Source organism: Streptomyces sp. NPDC027185, from assembly GCF_055567035.1.
In genome coordinates this window covers 783,038-799,313 of the sequence record NZ_JBVHRF010000003.1, presented here as the reverse complement: position 1 = coordinate 799,313, position 16,276 = coordinate 783,038, and the positions used below count along the sequence as shown (strand labels likewise).

General features: G+C 71.7%; 16 protein-coding genes. 9 read left to right on the top strand and 7 right to left on the bottom strand.

The features are described from left to right. Positions 1 to 103: 103 nt before the first annotated feature. The 3 genes from ACZ4M8_RS13585 (at position 104) to ACZ4M8_RS13575 (ending at position 3,650) form a co-directional block, all read left to right on the top strand. On the top strand, positions 104 to 1,081 hold the full coding sequence (locus tag ACZ4M8_RS13585; RefSeq protein ID WP_467606515.1) for an EamA family transporter: 978 nt from the start codon (positions 104 to 106) through the stop codon (positions 1,079 to 1,081). Beyond that, positions 1,078 to 2,787, top strand: coding sequence for a DUF885 domain-containing protein (locus tag ACZ4M8_RS13580; protein WP_467606514.1), 1,710 nt, complete (start codon positions 1,078 to 1,080; stop codon positions 2,785 to 2,787). Before ACZ4M8_RS13585 ends, ACZ4M8_RS13580 begins: the two co-directional genes overlap by 4 nt. Before the next feature lie 263 nt (positions 2,788 to 3,050). After that, positions 3,051 to 3,650, top strand: coding sequence for a snapalysin family zinc-dependent metalloprotease (locus ACZ4M8_RS13575; protein ID WP_467606512.1), 600 nt, complete (start codon positions 3,051 to 3,053; stop codon positions 3,648 to 3,650). Between the two features lie 287 nt (positions 3,651 to 3,937). Here the strand turns inward: ACZ4M8_RS13575 and ACZ4M8_RS13570 are convergent, their stop codons facing one another. Together ACZ4M8_RS13570 and ACZ4M8_RS13565 are read right to left on the bottom strand one after the other, a co-directional pair. Beyond that, positions 3,938 to 4,924: a chitinase gene (locus ACZ4M8_RS13570; protein ID WP_467606509.1), complete on the bottom strand. Its 987-nt coding sequence runs from the start codon at positions 4,922 to 4,924 to the stop codon at positions 3,938 to 3,940. A 262-nt stretch (positions 4,925 to 5,186) separates the two neighbouring features. Next, positions 5,187 to 6,671 (bottom strand): carboxylesterase/lipase family protein, encoded by a 1,485-nt coding sequence (locus ACZ4M8_RS13565; protein WP_467606506.1) that lies wholly within the window; start codon positions 6,669 to 6,671, stop codon positions 5,187 to 5,189. A gap of 333 nt (positions 6,672 to 7,004) precedes the next feature. On the opposite strand from ACZ4M8_RS13565, the gene ACZ4M8_RS13560 reads away from it, so the two are divergent. Then, positions 7,005 to 7,322: a hypothetical protein gene (locus ACZ4M8_RS13560; RefSeq protein ID WP_467606504.1), complete on the top strand. Its 318-nt coding sequence runs from the start codon at positions 7,005 to 7,007 to the stop codon at positions 7,320 to 7,322. A gap of 115 nt (positions 7,323 to 7,437) precedes the next feature. Here ACZ4M8_RS13560 and ACZ4M8_RS13555 read toward each other — a convergent pair whose 3' ends face one another. From ACZ4M8_RS13555 to ACZ4M8_RS13545, 3 genes are all read right to left on the bottom strand, one after another. After that, positions 7,438 to 7,629: a hypothetical protein gene (locus tag ACZ4M8_RS13555; protein WP_467606503.1), complete on the bottom strand. Its 192-nt coding sequence runs from the start codon at positions 7,627 to 7,629 to the stop codon at positions 7,438 to 7,440. An 80-nt stretch (positions 7,630 to 7,709) separates the two neighbouring features. Continuing rightward, positions 7,710 to 8,822 carry a hypothetical protein gene (locus ACZ4M8_RS13550; protein ID WP_467606501.1) on the bottom strand — a complete coding sequence of 371 codons (1,113 nt, stop codon included), beginning with the start codon at positions 8,820 to 8,822 and terminating at the stop codon, positions 7,710 to 7,712. 11 nt (positions 8,823 to 8,833) lie between these two features. Further along, a complete protein-coding gene (locus ACZ4M8_RS13545; protein ID WP_467606500.1) occupies positions 8,834 to 9,127 on the bottom strand; it encodes a hypothetical protein in 294 nt (97 codons plus the stop codon). A gap of 542 nt (positions 9,128 to 9,669) precedes the next feature. Here ACZ4M8_RS13545 and ACZ4M8_RS13540 point away from each other — a divergent pair. Continuing rightward, positions 9,670 to 11,364: a DUF885 domain-containing protein gene (locus ACZ4M8_RS13540; RefSeq protein WP_467606499.1), complete on the top strand. Its 1,695-nt coding sequence runs from the start codon at positions 9,670 to 9,672 to the stop codon at positions 11,362 to 11,364. A gap of 118 nt (positions 11,365 to 11,482) precedes the next feature. On the opposite strand, the gene ACZ4M8_RS13535 is transcribed toward ACZ4M8_RS13540, so the two are convergent. Next, complete coding sequence (locus ACZ4M8_RS13535) at positions 11,483 to 12,049, bottom strand: GNAT family N-acetyltransferase (protein WP_467606497.1); 567 nt, start codon at positions 12,047 to 12,049, stop codon at positions 11,483 to 11,485. Positions 12,050 to 12,279: 230 nt separating this feature from the next. Here ACZ4M8_RS13535 and ACZ4M8_RS13530 point away from each other — a divergent pair, with 230 nt between their 5' ends. The 4 genes from ACZ4M8_RS13530 (at position 12,280) to ACZ4M8_RS13515 (ending at position 15,574) form a co-directional block, all read left to right on the top strand. Continuing rightward, complete coding sequence (locus ACZ4M8_RS13530) at positions 12,280 to 12,489, top strand: hypothetical protein (protein ID WP_467606495.1); 210 nt, start codon at positions 12,280 to 12,282, stop codon at positions 12,487 to 12,489. A gap of 422 nt (positions 12,490 to 12,911) precedes the next feature. After that, the gene (locus ACZ4M8_RS13525; protein WP_467606492.1) at positions 12,912 to 13,583 is read left to right on the top strand and encodes a DUF4232 domain-containing protein; all 672 of its coding nucleotides are present in this window, start codon (positions 12,912 to 12,914) and stop codon (positions 13,581 to 13,583) included. Positions 13,584 to 13,866: 283 nt separating this feature from the next. Continuing rightward, the gene (gene gntA, locus ACZ4M8_RS13520; RefSeq protein WP_467606489.1) at positions 13,867 to 14,535 is read left to right on the top strand and encodes a guanitoxin biosynthesis heme-dependent pre-guanitoxin N-hydroxylase GntA; all 669 of its coding nucleotides are present in this window, start codon (positions 13,867 to 13,869) and stop codon (positions 14,533 to 14,535) included. A gap of 370 nt (positions 14,536 to 14,905) precedes the next feature. Continuing rightward, positions 14,906 to 15,574 carry a ScbR family autoregulator-binding transcription factor gene (locus ACZ4M8_RS13515; RefSeq protein WP_467606486.1) on the top strand — a complete coding sequence of 223 codons (669 nt, stop codon included), beginning with the start codon at positions 14,906 to 14,908 and terminating at the stop codon, positions 15,572 to 15,574. A 23-nt stretch (positions 15,575 to 15,597) separates the two neighbouring features. On the opposite strand, the gene ACZ4M8_RS13510 is transcribed toward ACZ4M8_RS13515, so the two are convergent. Next, a complete protein-coding gene (locus ACZ4M8_RS13510) occupies positions 15,598 to 16,260 on the bottom strand; it encodes a ScbR family autoregulator-binding transcription factor (RefSeq protein ID WP_467606484.1) in 663 nt (220 codons plus the stop codon). Between the last annotated feature and the right edge of the window lie 16 nt (positions 16,261 to 16,276).

Below are 16,276 nucleotides of genomic sequence, written 5' to 3'. Positions count from 1 at the left end.
CCCCCACCCCCCAACAAACCCACAACTGGATCACCCACCTCTTCACCACCCTCACCCTCCACACCCACCCACCCACCCCCACAACACCAGAAAAGGTCTCTACATGAAAAAACAGCACATCCTGCTCGCCATCGCAGTCACCGCGATCTGGGGACTGAACTTCTCCGTCATCAAAATCGGACTGGAGAGCGTCGACCCGCTCATCCTCGCCGGCATCAGATTCGCGCTCTGCGCCGTGCCCGCGGTGTTCTTCCTCAAGCGCCCCCAGGTCCCCTGGCGCTACATCGTCGGCTACGGCCTGGTGTTCGGCGTCGGCCTGTGGGGCGTGGTCAACCTCGGCATCAAAGCCGGTCTGTCCTCCGGAATCGCCTCCCTCGTCCTGCAGTTCAGCGCCTTCCTGACGATCCTGCTGGGTGCGGTGGTCTTCCGTGAGAAACTCTCCCGGTTCCAGTACGCCGGTATCGCCGTCGCCCTGACCGGACTGTTCTCGGTCACCTTCGTCACCGACGGCACCGTCACCCTCACCGGCATCGCGCTCGTACTGTTCGGCGCGGTGGCGTGGAGCGTGGCCAATATTCTGATGAAGAAAGCCGCCCCCAAGGAAACCCTCGCCTTCCTGGTGTGGTCCTCCCTCTTCTCCCCACTGCCCCTGTTCGCCCTCGACCTGGCCGTCAACGGCACCGGCGGCTACACCGCCCTGCCGCACCAGATCGGCTGGACCGCGGTCGTTTCCCTCCTCTTCCAGGCCTACCCCAACACCGTCCTGGGCTACGCCGTGTGGAACTGGCTGCTGCGCGAATACCCCGTCTCCACCGTCGCCCCCCTCTCCCTCCTCGTCCCCGTCTTCGGCGTCCTCGGCTCCGTCCTGCTCTTCAACGAGCCACTGCCGCCCCTCAAACTCCTCGCCGGCGCCCTCATCGTCACCGGCCTGATCATCGGCCTCTACGGCAAACGCCTCACCCGCCCCCACACCACAACCGGGACTGAGGCCACAACCAGCGACCGAGCCACAACCAGCGACCGTGAAGAACCCGGTGACGGCAGCGACGACACCCCACTGCAAAGCGCAGGCCAGCGATGAACACCCCCACCAACCACACCAACCACGAACCGGCCGCCGGCGCCCTCGACACACTCTCCGACCGCTACATCGACGAACTCGCCGCCCTCGACCCCTGCCTGGCCTCCGCGATGGGCATCGCCGGCCAGGAAGAGCACCTCACCGACTTCAGCCCCCACGCCACCGGCGAACGTCACAACCTCACCCGCCGCACTCTGGCCGCGCTGGACCGCACCCCCGTCGCCGGGGGCCGCGAGCACATCGCCGCAGCCGTGCTGCGCCAACGCCTCACCACCGAGATCGCCCTCGCCGACGCCGACGCCTACGGCACGCTCCTCGACACCCTCGACGGCCCCGTCCAACGCATCCGGCAAGCCATCGGCCTCCTCGACCAGGGCGACGCCACCGTCTGGGAAGCGCTCCTCGCCCGCCTGAGCGCCGTCCCCGCCGCCCTCGCCGGACTCCACGAAAGCCTCGAAGCCGCCCGGCACCGCAACCGCGTCGCCCCCCTGCGCCAAGTCACCCGCAACGCCCGCGAATGCCGCGACATGCGCGCCTACCTCGCCACCCTGCCCCCCGGCCACGGCCCCTTACGCGACGCCCTCGACGAAGCCACCACCGCCGCCAACACCGCCCTCACCCGCTTCGCCGCCTACCTCACCGACACCCTCGCCCCCCACGCCCCCCACCACGACGCCGTGGGCGAAGACCGCTACCACCTCGGCGTCCAGGAATTCCTCGGCACCCCCCTCGACCTCCACGACGTCTACACCTGGGGCTGGGACGAACTCGCCCGTATCCAACAAGAAACCGCACAAGCCGCTGCGGCCATCGCCCCCGACACCCCCCTCCCCGACATCCTCACCGCCCTCGACAACGATCCCCGCCACCACGTCACCAGCCCCGAAGCCTTCCGCGACTGGATCCAACAACTCGCCGAAAGCACCCTCAAGGACCTCAACGGCACCCACTTCGCCATCCCCGAACCCCTCCGCCGTATCGACTGCCGCATCGCTCCCAACCAAGGCGTCGCCTTCTACCTCGCCCCCAGCGAAGACCACACCCGCCCCGGCACCGTCTGGTGGCCCCGCCTCCCCTCCGACACGCCCCTCCCCACCTGGCGCGTCCCCAGCACCATGTTCCACGAAGGCGTTCCCGGCCATCACCTCCAGCTCGGCCTCACCACCCTCAACCCCCACCTCAACCGCTACCAACGTCTCACCAGCGAACTCCACCCCGGCCACGTCGAAGGCTGGGCGCTCTACGCCGAACGCCTCATGGACGAACTCGGCCACCTCCACGACCCCGCCCACCGCCTCGGCATGCTCACCAGCGGCCAACAACTCCGCGCCGCCCGCGTCATCCTCGACATCGGCCTCCACCTCCAACTCCCCATCCCTCCCGGCACCGGCTTCCACGAAGGCCAACGCTGGACCCCCGAGCTCGCCCGCGCCTTCCTCACCGACCACTGCCAACTCGGCCCCCCGGCCTTCCTCACCTGGGAAATCGACCGCTACCTCGGCCGCCCCGCCCAAGCCCTCGCCTACAAACTGGGCGAGAGAACCTGGCTCCAGGCCCGCCACACCGCCCAACACCACCCCGACTTCGACCTCACCGCCTTCCACCACCACGCCCTCCACCTCCCGCCGATGCCCCTCAACCTCCTCCACACCCACCTCACCAGCCCGCCCAGCACGAACTCCCCCAAACCGCACACACGCCCCTGACCCCCGCCGACGGCACCACGGCAAATCAGCACCGCCTCCCTCCCCCGGGTGTCTCGTCGCGTCCATCCGCCGCCGCGTGTGGCGGGCCGGTGCCCGGTGCTTCTCCGGGAGCGTCGACGGGCGTACCGCGGACGTCACATAGCCGTACTTTCCGGGGTGGTTGGCGGTGGGAGAGCGGCTGGTTGCCGCCTTGTGAGCGTCGTTGGCGCGTGGTGCCCTACCGCTTGCGGGAAAACTGATACTCAAGGAGGCGTACGAGGCTCATGATCAATCGCATTGTTGCTGTGGCGGCGCTGGTACCGGTCATGCTGGGCACCACCGCCGGAGGTGTCCCGGCGCACTCCCCCACGCCGAAGACGACGGCCGCCGTCACGCTGACCTACGACGCCAGCGGGGCGGGCAAGCAGTGGGCGGCCGCGGTCGAGAAGGCGGCGCAGAACTGGAACGCGGCGGTGCACAACGTGCAGCTGAAGCCGGCGGGTTCGCCTGGCGCGGCGGACTTCGTCTACCGGGCGACCAACGGCTGGCCGCAGTCGACGCTCGGGCCGATCCTTCCCGGCAGCGGCGGCGGTGAGGTGCAGCTGGGCCAGGAGGCGGTGAACGAGGGGTACGACCTGGCGCGGGTCGCGACGCACGAGACCGGACACATCCTCGGACTGCCGGACGACTACGAGGGCCCGTGCTCGGAGATCATGTCCGGCCACGGCCCCGGCCCGTCGTGCACCAACGACAAGCCGGACGAGGCCGAGGCGGCACAGGTCGACCAGAACTACGCGGGCGCCGGTGTGGCGGCGGCACGGAAGACGGGGCACCAGGTGGTGATCGACGTCTGGCGTGCCCCGGCCACCGCTTCCGCACGCTGACCGGTCGGTACGCGGTGCACGGCGGGGCGGTGGCGCGCGGGGTTCGGTGAGCGCGCGCACCTGACCGGCGGCGGGGCGGAGCGAACGGCGTCCATGGCGGCGACCGTCGGCCGGACCGTCCGCCTCGCACTCGTCGCCCGGCGGTACCCGCGGCGGTCCGCCGGGCCCGCGCCCTCCCGGGCCCGGCCGGTCATGGGGAGCAGGAGTGTGACGAGGTCCCGGGAGGCCGGCGAGGCGACGCGGAGCGCGTCGCGTCGCCGGCCCCGGGAAGGGCGGGCCTCAGCGGGTCAGCCGTGGTAGCGCGCGACCACCTTGGTGTAGTCGTACTGCGCCTGCTTGACGCCGCTGCACGAGTCCGCGTCGAGACCGCGGGTGCAGGAGCGGTCGCGGTTGAGGGACCAGAAGGTGAAGCGGGCGATGTGGTGCCGCTGGGCGTAGCGGAGCATCGTACGGAAGTTGCGGACGCTGATGCGCTGCCCCTTCATGTCCGTCTTGCCGTTCATCGTGGAGATGCCGATGTGCCGGTAGGCGGTGGCGGACTTCACGCCGTACGCGGCGGCGACGGCGTTCTTCAGACCGTCGGCCGACTTCATGGTGGTGGTGCCCATGGTGTTCGGGGTGTCGAAGTTGAACGCCATGATGTTCCATCCGGTCACCACGAGGTGCGCCTTGCCGGCGCGCTTGATGAGGTCGCGGATGGTGTGGACGGGGCCGTCGGCCCGGCCGCTGAAGGTGACGTAGACCTTCAGGGAGGGGTTGGCCGCCTTGACCTTCTTCAGCGCGTCGACGATGCGCTGGCGGACGACGGGGTTGTCGTCCTCCGTGTGCTCGATGTTGACGTCGATGGCCTTGAGCCGGTAGGCGCTGATCACCTTCTGGTAGGCGCCTGCCAGCGCGGTGGGGTTGGTGCAGGAGATGCCGAGCTTGTTGCCGCTCCACCCGCCGAAGGAGGCGACGACATCGCCGCCCGCCGCGCGGATGTTCTTGATGGTCTTCTCCTCCGCCCCGCCCTTCAGCGGGCGGGAGCCGTCCCACTTCGGGTTGCAGGTGCCGCCGGAGGTGATGAACGACAGAGTGAACTGCTTGATGCCCGTGGCCTTCATGACACCGACGGGATTCTGCGGGTGCCCCCAACCGAGGTACAGGTAGGGGGCGTTGATGCCGACGGGGAGGGCGGCGGCCTGAGCTGCCGGGGCGGCGACTGTGGACGAGGCACACAGCGCACCCGCCGCGGTGAACGCGACCAGCGCTCGTCGCATCAGGATTCGAGTCATGAACAGACCTTTCCAATGGACTTGGGACGGTCCGAATGTACTCAGTGGTGCGGACGATGACGGAGCGGGACGGAAAAGTTAGGGGTAGGCGGCGGGGCCCCAGGTCCTGCCGTCAACCGGCCGAGGGCCGGGGCGCGGATCCGTTCTTCGTGCTCGGGCCGCGTGCCGACGGGTACGGACGGCGGTCGCGCCGACCGGGACGAGCCACGCGCCCCGCCGCACCGGACCGGCCACCTTCAGCGGCGGCCGGTGCCGGAGCCGGTCATCCCCGGCCGGTGGCGACGTCGAACGGGTCCGGGGTGTGGTCCTCCCAGATCTGCCTGGAGGACTCTTCGGGGTAGGGCACCGTCACCGACTCGGCGTCCAGAACGCGGGTCAGGCGGTGAGCGGGGTGGTACGCCGCCCATCCGGGGTCGCCGGTGGCGGCGAACCGGGCCCATGCGTCTCCGAGTTCCCGGGAGACGCGGAGCGCCGCGGGGCCGGGTGCGTCGCCGAACACTCCTCTTCCGGTGGGGCTGTCCAACGTGCCGAAGGCAAGGGGCACATCGAGACTGTGGCAAGCCCCCAGAGCACCGCCGGACGTGGTCGAGGCCAAGCAGAGTTCGAAGAGGTACGACGTGCCACCGGCCACCGTGTTGGCCTGGGCCAGGTGGAGGGACGGTATCCGGAACAGCGCGTCGGATTCCACCGTCTCCAGCAGCTCGCTCGCGGTGGCGCCGGGGAAGGCAGCCCGGTAGGCGGCCGCGCCGTGCGGTTTCGGGGCGAACAGGCCGAGGGCGGTCCGGGCGTCGTCGTCGGTGAAGGTCCCCTGCCGCCCGGCCATCACGGAGAAGAGCCGGAACTCGTCCCGCGTGTGCCCGACGAGGAGTTCGATGCCGTCCGCACGGCCTCCGGCCAGCGCGGACCACGGCGTCCCGGGCAGGACGTCGGTGCCCACCACAGGGCAGACGGGCACTCCCAGCTGGGCCAACCGGCCCCAGCGCACGGGGTCGGCCGCAAGGACGGCGCCGAACGCGGTGAGCTCATCGGCCAGGCGCCACGGATCGACGCAGCTCAAGGCGGCGGCGGTCGGCGCCACTCCGAGCCGGCCCGCGAGCGCGGCGGCGACCTCTGCGGCCAGCGCGGGCGTGATGTGGCTGCCCGGCACCGAGTGGGTGATGGCCCGCCGGAACAGCTCACGCGCCGACCTCATCGTGAGCAGCGCGGCGATCGACCCCGCACCCGCGGACTGGCCGGCCACCGTGACCACGGAAGGGTCGCCACCGAACCGGCCGATGTTGCGCCGCACCCAGGTGAGCGCGGCGATCTGATCGAGGAGTCCCCGGTTGTCCGGAGCGCCTGCCACATGGCCGAAGCCCTCGACGCCGACCCGGTAGTTGACGGTCACGACGACGAGTCCGGCCCGGCAGAGCCGCGCCGCGTCGTAGACCGGGTCGCTGCCCACCCCCGTGATGTACGCCCCGCCGGGAATCCACACCATCACCGGCAGGCCCGCCGCACCGGGGTCCGGGGTGGAGACGTTGAGCGTCAGCCAATCGGTCCCGTGTGCCGATTCTGCCTGAACCGGACCGGACTGCGGAGGCAACGGCCCGAACTCGGCGGCCTGCCGCGTACCGTCCCACGACTCCGGCGGTACGGGCGCGGCGAAGCGGAGACCACCCACGGGAGGCCGGGCGTAGGGGACACCCCGGAACTCCGCCCGCCCCGGACGCCAACGCCCCTCGACCACGCCCTCGGCCGTCCCCACCCGAGGGAATTCCCCTGTCGCACCCACGCCGTCCCCCTTCGCCGCTGCTCCGCGCCGGTCGCATTCTCCCGCGTATCAGGGAGGAAGGTCGAGCCACACGGGCCGAAGCGGGCCGACCGCCGTGATCGCGCGGAAGCGACACCGGAGCGCCGGAGCGCATCCGTGGCAAGGAGCCGCTTCCGGCTCGGGGCGCGCGGTGCCGGGTGGCGGGGCCGGCTCCGAGGTGCCGTCCGACGGATGAGGCCCGGCCAATTGCCGCGGTGGGGGAACTCCGGTACCTGGGTGGGGAGTTGATCCGGACAGTGACGGCGCTACGGAAGGTGAAGGGCAGCGATGACGTACAACCCCAGCGGTTTGGCGAAAGAGGCCGCGGAGAAGATCTCCCGTCTGGAGAAGGAGCTGACCAGCGGCCGCGGCGCCTTCAGCGAGCCGAAGGCCGCGGCCGCCGTCTACACGTATCTGCGCGAGATGGCCGACCGCATGCCGGTCATCCTCGAACACGCCTCCGCGGCCCTGGAGACGACGACCCGCGATCCGGATCACGCCGAGAAGGCGGTGCAGTACGCGGACGCGGCCACCGTCAGCGCCACGGCCCTCGCCCGCCGCCTCCAGCTGGCACAGGAAGCCGCGGAGAAGGCACGGCGCCGCTGAGCGCTTCGGTGGTCCCGGACCGCGGTGCGCCGGTCCGGGACCGCCCGGCCGGGCGGCGGACGGTACGGACAGGGCCGGTGCGCCCGGTCGCGGACCCGGTGCGCCCGGTGCCCCGCTACCGCCCCGGCGGGTCCGGGCTGACGCTGAACGTGACCGGGGCGCTCGGGCGGGCGGGGGGCGGGCCGTCCTGCCAGCCGTCCACCGGGGCGCGCAGGGCGCTGATCATCCACCAGCTGAGCAGGCCGGCCGCCAGCAGCCCGAGGGCGGCGAGCACCGCACACGAGAGGACCGTTTTCCGTCGCGCCACATCGGTTCCTGATCCGGGCCGCCGTCCGCGGACCGCCGGGCCGCTCGCGCGCCGCGTCCGACCGCGGCGCGCGGGCGGCGCTAGCCGGCGGTCTGCGTCGTGCTGCGCCCCTTGACGTCGAAGTCCTTGGCCATCCCGACCATGTTCAGCCGGGCCAGATCCGCCTGCTCGAAGTGGAGCGGCCCCTTGTCGAGGTCGCGCCGGTGCTCGCTGGGGATGCCCCAGTCGTACCGCTTCTGCACCTCGACCTGGTAGGTGACGTGCTCGCCCTCCTTGTGGCCGACGAGGCGGTACTGGAAGTGGTTGAGGGCGTAGTACCAGTTCAGGCTCTTGTCGCCCTGGGTGATGTCGGGGGCGCTGCTCTGCCAGGAGCTGGTGAAGGTGCCGTCGGGCTGCTTCCTCACCTCGGCGAGGGTGGTGTCCACGTCGTGGCGGAAGGCCGGCATGTCGGAGAGCATGCGGTCCGCGTCGACCTCGACCGGCTCGCCGGAGCCTTCGAGGAAGTGGCCGAGGAGGTCGCCGGCGTCGCCCCAGCCCTGGGTGTAGAGGTAACCGCGGACGAGGCCGAGCTGCGCCTCGTTCCAGCTGTCGCTCATGTCGGCGTCGTCGCGGTCGACGCGGTCGCGGTTCTCGGTGCGGAAGGTGTCCTCCGTACCGAAGAGCACTTTCAGGCCGCGCTCCAGGCTGCCGTCGACCTCGGTCGCGAGGCGGAGGACGTCCTTGAGCTGGTTGCCGAGCTGCTGGGCCCGGCCGTTGCGTTCCTGCTCGGTGCGTTGTTCCTCGGGTGAGAGCGGGCCCGGCGCCCGCATCACCACCCAGGCGACCTCACCGTCGCCGTTGACGCTGTATCCCTCGCCGATCGCCTGTTGTTGCAGCTCCGCGGCCTGGCGTTGTAGTTCGGCGAGGCTGCGGAAGCCGTCTCCGGTGCCGTCGACGATGTCGTCGAGGAAGTCCTTGACGCCCTGGGCCTCCTTGGCGACCGCGTCGATGTCGAGGCCGATGCCCTCGCAGGTGCGGGTCGCCTCGGTGGCGTCCTCGCCGCTCCAGTGCGTGCCCGCTTTCAGCGGCGCGGTGACGGCGTCGGTGTAGCCTTCGCCGGCCTGCCGCAGGCGGGAGGCGATCCAGCCCCAGTCGGAGGCGGCGCTCCGCATCTTTCCGAGGTCCAGGTTGATCAACCCGGTCAGGTCCACCATCGGCCGTCCGCCTATCCGAAGATGTTGTGCAGGGTCTCGGTGATGAAATTCTCGTTGCCGTCGATATCGCTGGCGTTGAAGCGGATGTTCTCCGCCGCGTCGGACAGCTCGTCGCGGACGAGTTCGTTGAGCTTCTCCCAGCGTTCGGAGAGTTCGTCGACGCCGGCGGTGAAGGTCCATCCCGGCGCCGCGCCCTTGAGTGCGTTCACGGCGCCGTCGGCGTTTCCGAGAAGTTTCGCCACGGCGCTCTGCGTGGCGTCGATGTCATCGGCGCATTGGCGCATCCAGCGTGTGTCGGCTTCCATCCGTACCCCCGTGCAGTGCCACCGACCGGCTTTGTCGGAGGCACCGTACCGGATTCCGGCCCGAGTTGACCCGCGGGCGGTCCGGGAACCGGCCACCGGGCGGCGGGCTCCCCTTCCGCCTCTTCCGCCCCGGTCCGCGCGGGTGGCGCGGGGCCCGCCGCCACTCGCCGCCATGCCGTGCGGAGCCCGCGTTCGGTCCGACCGGCACGCGGGAAGCCGGGATACGGGTGACGGGAAACGGCGCGCGGAATACGGCGGCCGGAGAAGGAAATTCCGCTGGACCGCACACCACGGAACGAGATCCCTTTCCCTCCGGTTTCCTTTTCCGGGGTCCTCGGAAAAGGAATACCGGGCGATACCGGAGCGCCGTCCTCTCGGCAGCGCGGCACCGCGCCCTGCCCCGCACGGCGGTCCGGCCCCTGCGTACCGGTGGAGCGAGGACGTTCCGTGGTGGTCACGGCGCTCCGTCCGCCGGTGTGACGTCTGTTCGCCCCGGCCGAAAATCCGTGACGTGGGCGGTCGGGGCGTACGAGGATGGCGGTATGTCGTACACCCACACACCCGACGAGTCGCTGCCCCGCCAGGTCGCCGACGCCTACGTCGACGCCCTCATCGCACTGGACCCGGTCACCGGTACCTACCTCGGCGACGCCGCCTCCTCCGGGCGGCTGCCCGATCTGTCACCCACCGGGCAGGAGGCGCTGGCCCAGCTCGCCCGCACGACGCTGGAGCGGCTGGCGGCCGCCGAGGCGTTGCCGGGGGCGGCGAACCCGGTCGAGCAGCGGTGTGCGCGGCTGTTGCGGGAGCGGCTGGAGGCGGAGCTTGCGGTGCACGAGGCGGGCGAGGGCCTGCGGGCGGTGAGCAATCTGGGCTCGCCGCTGCACGGCGTCCGTGAGGTCTTCACCCTCACGCCGGCCGAGACCGAGGAGGACTGGGCGGCCATCGCGCAGCGGCTGCGGGCCGTGCCGGACGCCCTGGAGGGGTACCGCGCCGCCCTCGACGCGGGGCTGCGGCGTGAGCTGCCCGGCGGTCCGCTCCAGGTCGCCACGGTCGTGGGGCAGTTGGACGAGTGGATCGGCGCGGACGGGCGGAGCTGGTTCGCGGAGTTCGTCGCGCCGGGGCCGCAGGCGCTCCGTACCGAGCTGGAGGAGGCGGCGGCCGTGGCGACGGGGGCGCTGGCGGAGCTGCGGCAGTGGCTGCACACGCACTACGCCCCGGCCGTCGCGGGTGCTCCGGATGTGGCGGGCCGTGAGCGTTACGCCCGGCTGGCCCGGTACTACACCGGTATGGATCTCGATCTGGACGAGGCGTACGCGTACGGCTGGGCGGAGTTCCACCGGCTGCTGGCGGAGATGCGTACGGAGGCGGAGAAGGTGCTGCCCGGTGCGGCCACCCCGTGGGAGGCGCTGGCCTGGCTGGACGGGAACGGCACGCACATCGAGGGGGTCGAGGAGACCCGGCGCTGGCTCCAGGAGCTGATGGACGACACCGTCGCGGAGCTGGACGGTACGCATTTCGCGCTGTCCGAGCCGGTGCGGCGGGTCGAGTCGCGGATCGCGCCACCGGGCAGCGCCGCCGCGCCGTACTACACCCAGCCGTCGCTGGACTTCAGCCGTCCGGGCCGCACCTGGCTGCCGACGATGGGTGAGACGCGCTTCCCGGTGTACGACATGGTGACCACCTGGTACCACGAGGGGGTGCCGGGCCATCATCTCCAGCTCGCGCAGTGGGTGTACGTCGCGGACCAGCTCTCCCGTTACCAGACCACCGTCGGCATGGTCAGCGCCAACGCGGAGGGCTGGGCGCTGTACGCGGAGCGGCTGATGGACGAGTTGGGTTTCCTCACCGATCCGGAGCGGCGGCTGGGGTACCTCGACGCGCAGATGATGCGGGCCGTCCGCGTGATCATCGACATCGGTATGCATCTGGAGCTGGAGATCCCGGCGGATTCGCCGTTCCACCCCGGTGAGCGGTGGACGCCGCAGCTGGCGCACGCGTTCCTGGCGGCCCACTGCAGCCGGCCCGCCGATTTCGTGGAGAGCGAGATCATCCGCTACCAGGGCATTCCCGGGCAGGCGATCGGCTACAAGCTGGGCGAGCGCGTCTGGCTCCAGGGCCGCGAGGCCGCCCGCGCCCGGCACGGCGACGCCTTCGACCTGAAGGCGTGGCACATGGCCGCCCTGTCGCAGGGTTCGCTGGGCCTGGACGATCTGCTCGCGGAACTGTCCGCGCTCTGAGGTGACCGGCCGGATCCGGACTTCGTCCGCTCCGGTTTCCGGCCGTTGTGAAAGGCCCGGCCCGGGGTTCGTTCCCGGGCCGGGCCGTTCCGCGTGGTGGTGTCCGGCGCGTCCGCCGTCAGCCGGATTCCGCCGTTCCCGGTGCCACCGCGACCACGTGGTAGACGCGCGGGCCCACGGCGACGTCGCCCAGGGGCGTCATCCCGAAGCCGTCGACGTGGACGCGCCAGGACGGGCGATTGGCGGCTTCGATGAAGGCGACGAGGGCGTCCGCGCGGCCCTCGGCGGCCGTACGCGCCATGGTGAACAGGCGGCGGGCGACGCCCTGTCCGCGGTACGCCGCGTCGACGACCAGCGGCCCGTACAGCAGCCAGCGGACGGCGCTCAGCGGGCGTCCCTCCCAGCGGAGGGTGTCCTGGGCGGCGAGCAGTGCCCGGACCGGGGGCGGCGGGGCGGGCAGACTGCCGGGGTCGGAGAGTGCGAGGAGTCCGGCGACGTGGCCGCCGTCGTCGGCGAGGAGGAGTCCGTCGTGCGCGGCCATGGCCCGCAACCCGCCCTCGTTCAGGCTTCCTTGGACGAATCCCTGGTCGGCGCGTTGGTCCGGGGTGAGGGCGTCGTGGTGGTTGGCGGCGAAGAGCGCGGCCATGGCGGGCGCGTCGGTCTCGGTGGCGTAGCGGTACTGCATACGCCGATGCTGTCACGGGCGGGGCACGGTCACACTCGGGCGGGGAGGCGTGCGTAGCGCGCGTGTCCCGGGGCGCAGCCCGTCTCCGTCTCCGTCTCCGTCCGGCAGGCGGTGGCCGGTGGGGCGTCAACAGTGCGGTGAGCGGGAGAAGTTGGTGCGGTGGCGGCCCGGGGGCGGTCGGGAAGGGCCCGAGCACGGACAGGTGCCGGTGGGACCATTACGCTGACACCGTGTCGAGTAGCGAATTGGAACGGCTGGCCCGGATCCGGATGCAGGTGACGAAGGAAACCCTGGAAGCCGCGATGGCGGCTCTTCGAGGACATCCGGTGGCCCCCGAGGCCGATTCCGGCGCCGGGGAGCGGCGCACCCCCGAGCCCCCGGCACACGAGCAGCCCGATGAGGGAACCCCGCCGCCCCGACGGCTTCGCCTGCTCCCTTGACGGCGTTTCACCGTCCGTAACGCACCCCGCGAGCGGGGAATTCCGGTGGACGGGGAGCCGCGGGCCCGCGAAACGGGGCGCCTCGCCCCTTACGGACAGTAGGCGGGCACGCGCCCCGGAAGTTCCGGTGGATCCCTGCGGGACGGCGGAATCCGCGCTGCTTCGACGGGGCATCCGCGCGGGTCGGGGAAGGGACAACTTCGCAGCGTATACGGGTTTTCCGGCAGGCGGGCGGCGGTTTTCGCGTGGGTCCGGCCGTTCTCCGGCGCGCCGCCCCCGAGGGCTCGGGGGCGGGTTCCGGAGCGCCCGCCACAAGCAACCGTTGGGGAATTATTTACCATCTGTTAGTGGTACGCCGGGAACAGATCGCATTCCGTAAGGGGCAAGATCCAGCCGCCCCTTCCTCCTGAGGTACCACCACCATGCGCTCCACGCTTCGCGCCCGCGCCGCCCTCGCATCCGTCGCGGTGCTGTCCCTCTCCCTGACCGCCTGTGGCGGTGGTGCGGACGGGACGAAGGCGGCCGGTCCGTCGAGCGGCTCCTCTTCGGCGCAGGCCGGTGCCGGCTCGGAGGAGCCCGTCGACAGCTCCCCCGCCCAGCCGGCCCAGAAGGCCGAGAAGCGGGCTCCGTCGTCCGCCGCCCCGGCGCAGAGCCGGAAGCCGGGCGCCGCGGCCGGTGACGGCAGTTGCGTGGCGGGCACCACGAAGATCGCCATGAAGGAGGCCGGCGGCATGCCGTCGGCGGTGCTGCTGACGGCCACCAACAACGGTTCCACCCCGTGCTCGCTCCACCACGCGCCGTTCGTCTCGGACCCCGTGGCCGGTCACAACCTCGCCGTCGACGAGGACAGCCGGCCGCAGGCCGTGGTGGAGCTGGCGCCCGGCAGGACCGCCTACGCCGCGATCACGCTGGCGCAGCGGGAGTCGACGCAGAACCACCGCACCAGGACCGTGAACGTCACCCTCGCCACCAAGGACAACTCCGGCGCGGACGGCCGCACCGCGGTCTCCTCCCCCGGCCCGGCCGGACTGCAGATCAACCCGAGCACCCGGGTCACCTACTGGCAGAGCACCGAGGAGGGCGCGCTGAGGTAGCAGGGCGTCCGTCCTCCGTCACGGCCCCGGCCGGCCTCTGCCGCCCGGGGCCGTGGTGTGCGGGGCGCGGCACGTCGTTCCGCCCGTCCGGACCGGGGCCGCCGGGGCGTGGCGCCGGGGAAGTAGGGGGCGGGCGTCGCGGGAAGGGGCTGCGGGCCCCGGGCGTCGTCGTGCACGATGGCTGACCAGGCGCTTCCTGCGCTTTCTTGACGTAAGGGCCGTGATCGTTCTTGACTGCCACGGTCATCCCCGCACGGGGCACCTCTCATCGAAGGTCGTGAACATGCTGGCTGACGCCCCCTCCGCCACCGAAGTGGTCGGGCAGTTCCTGCTCGGTGACTCGTTCGCCTGCCTGGCCGGTCGTTCGGCCTGGCGGCAGGGCGGGATCACCCATCGTCATTACACCTGGCTCGGTGACGACGGGGCGGCGCGGCAGCTGGCGGAGGATCTTGAGGCGTACGTGGCGTCCGTGGACTGGACGGCCAAGCCCTTCACCAGCTTCGTCGCGACGTTCTCCGGGCCGCTGGAGGTGCCGGAGACCGAGTTCGAGCGGCTGATGTGGCAGCAGCTCCAGGGCGTCCACGACCACGACAGCCGTACGCACGGCTGGGCCGAGGGGTACGACCACGACCCGCAGTCGGGCGGCTTCGCCTTCAGCGTCGCCGGGCACCCGTTCTTCGTGATCGGGCTGCACGAGACGCACGTACGGGTCGGCCGGCGGCCTCCGTTCCCGATGCTGGCGTTCAACTCCCACGCGCAGTTCGACCGGATAAAGGCCGCCGGGCTCTGGGACCGGCTCCAGGAGAAGATCCGCAAGCAGGACATCGACCTCCAGGGCGACATCAACCCGAATCTGCTGGAGTACGAGAAGCTGTCGGAGGCCCGCCGGTACTCGGGCCGCCCGAAGCCGGCGGACTGGGTGTGCCCGTTCTCCGCCCAGGTGAACGGCTGACGCCGAAAGGTATGACGCGGGGCCCGGCCGGGAGGAGACTCCGGCCGGGCCCCGCGCTTTCCTCCCGCGCCTGCGGCCCGGCGCCCGGACGGCCGGGCGCCGGGGCGGGGCGACCGCCCGCGCGATGCCGCGGGGGCGGCGCGGGACCGCGTGCGCCGGGAAGCGCGGCACCGGCCCAACTCCCTTTCCCCGGGCGGTTTCCGGCCCTGATGCCACTCTTCCGAGCGGTGGAAATCAAACCAGTCAGTTGGTTTTATGGGGTCATGATCCACCCTCACCCCCCGCATCTTCCCCCCACCCCCGCGCGACGCTCCCCGGGCCCGGCGCCCGGTCCGGGCCGGTGCGCCCGAGCCCTGGGAGGTCGGGGCCGATGAGCCGGCAGCCACGGTCCGCGCAGACCCGGCGGGCGTTGATCCGGTCCGCCGCCCAGACCTTCGACGAGCACGGATATCCGCGGGCGAAGCTCACCGCGATCAGCGCGGGCGCCGGGGTGAGTACCGGCGCCCTGCACTTCCATTTCGACACCAAGGCGGCGGTCGCCGCGGCCGTCGAGGAGGAGGCGGCGCGCACCCTGCACGAGTCCGCGCGCACCGTACGGCACCTCACCCCGGATCCGCTCCAGGCCCTGATCGACACCACGCACGTCCTGGCACGGCAGCTGGCCACCGATGTCGTCGCACGGGCCGGGTACCGCCTCAACTGCCAGGCCGATTACCGCTCAGGTCCTGATCTGCGCATCCACTGGCATGTGTGCGTATGCGAACTCCTCGATCGGGCCGAGGAGCGGGAACTCCTGCTTCCGGGCCTGGTCACCGAGGAGTCGGCGGCGGCGCTCGTAGGGGCGACGACCGGGTTCGAGGTGCTGGCCCGCGAGGACGCCGGCTGGCTCACCGCGGCCGCGGTGACGGGCCTGTGGCGCTCGCTCCTGCCGATGCTGGCGGGCCCCGGCGCGCCCCAGACCCCGGAGCCGTCCGGTACGCGGACGGCAGGACGGGTGCGGCAGCGGGCCGCGGCGGCGGTCCGGTCACCCGGAGGCTGAAACGCCCGCCGCGGCGGGGCCGTTCAGGCGTCGCCGCCGCGGGTGTCCGTACCGCCGGACCGCTGGTGGGCCCGCCACATCCGGGCGCCGCGGTCGGCGGCGGTGTCCAGCCGGCCGAGTACGCCGGGGACGGCCATGCCCGGCAGCATGAGGTCGTAGAGCGCCGCGATCTTCTTCTCCAGGCGGCCGCCGGCGATGGCGGAGTTCACCACCTCGACGCCGGTCCAGGCGCCGACGAAGAGTTCGGCGATCTCGTCCGGGTCGGCGTGCGGCAGCAGTTCGCCCTGCGCCTTCGCCTGGCGCAGCATGTCGGCGAGGTAGTCGATCCAGCCGGGCCAGGAGGTGCCCAGCAGCGCGCGGGCGTGCTGGTCGGCGGAGAGCGTGATGCAGGCGCTGAGCAGCGGTTCCAGGGGCAGCCGGTGCGCCAGCACCATGCCGACGTCGACCCATTCCTGGAGTTTGGAGTCCTGCGGCTGCACGCCCTCGGTGGTCAGCGCCTCGCCGAGCACGCCCCGGGCGAGATCTTCCTTCGAGCTGAAGTGGAAGTACAGCGCGCCCTTGGTCACGCCTGCCCGGGAGAGGATCTCCGCGATGGTCGCCGCGTCGTAGCCACGCTCGTCGAAGACCTCGCCGGCCGCCTCCAGGATCGTGCGACGGGTCTGGAGCGCCCGTGCCTGCCGCGCCATCAGGAGACCTCACTCA

Bases quoted from the DNA above. Each gene is read 5' to 3' on its own strand.
- ACZ4M8_RS13570 (WP_467606509.1), bottom strand. From the start codon at position 4,924: ATGACTCGAATCCTGATGCGACGAGCGCTGGTCGCGTTCACCGCGGCG.
- ACZ4M8_RS13580 (WP_467606514.1), top strand. From the start codon at position 1,078: ATGAACACCCCCACCAACCACACCAACCACGAACCGGCCGCCGGCGCC.
- ACZ4M8_RS13515 (WP_467606486.1), top strand. From the start codon at position 14,906: ATGAGCCGGCAGCCACGGTCCGCGCAGACCCGGCGGGCGTTGATCCGG.
- ACZ4M8_RS13545 (WP_467606500.1), bottom strand. From the start codon at position 9,127: ATGGAAGCCGACACACGCTGGATGCGCCAATGCGCCGATGACATCGAC.
- ACZ4M8_RS13535 (WP_467606497.1), bottom strand. From the start codon at position 12,049: ATGCAGTACCGCTACGCCACCGAGACCGACGCGCCCGCCATGGCCGCG.
- ACZ4M8_RS13560 (WP_467606504.1), top strand. From the start codon at position 7,005: ATGACGTACAACCCCAGCGGTTTGGCGAAAGAGGCCGCGGAGAAGATC.
- gntA (WP_467606489.1), top strand. From the start codon at position 13,867: ATGCTGGCTGACGCCCCCTCCGCCACCGAAGTGGTCGGGCAGTTCCTG.
- ACZ4M8_RS13575 (WP_467606512.1), top strand. From the start codon at position 3,051: ATGATCAATCGCATTGTTGCTGTGGCGGCGCTGGTACCGGTCATGCTG.
- ACZ4M8_RS13525 (WP_467606492.1), top strand. From the start codon at position 12,912: ATGCGCTCCACGCTTCGCGCCCGCGCCGCCCTCGCATCCGTCGCGGTG.
- ACZ4M8_RS13585 (WP_467606515.1), top strand. From the start codon at position 104: ATGAAAAAACAGCACATCCTGCTCGCCATCGCAGTCACCGCGATCTGG.
- ACZ4M8_RS13510 (WP_467606484.1), bottom strand. From the start codon at position 16,260: ATGGCGCGGCAGGCACGGGCGCTCCAGACCCGTCGCACGATCCTGGAG.
- ACZ4M8_RS13550 (WP_467606501.1), bottom strand. From the start codon at position 8,822: ATGGTGGACCTGACCGGGTTGATCAACCTGGACCTCGGAAAGATGCGG.
- ACZ4M8_RS13540 (WP_467606499.1), top strand. From the start codon at position 9,670: ATGTCGTACACCCACACACCCGACGAGTCGCTGCCCCGCCAGGTCGCC.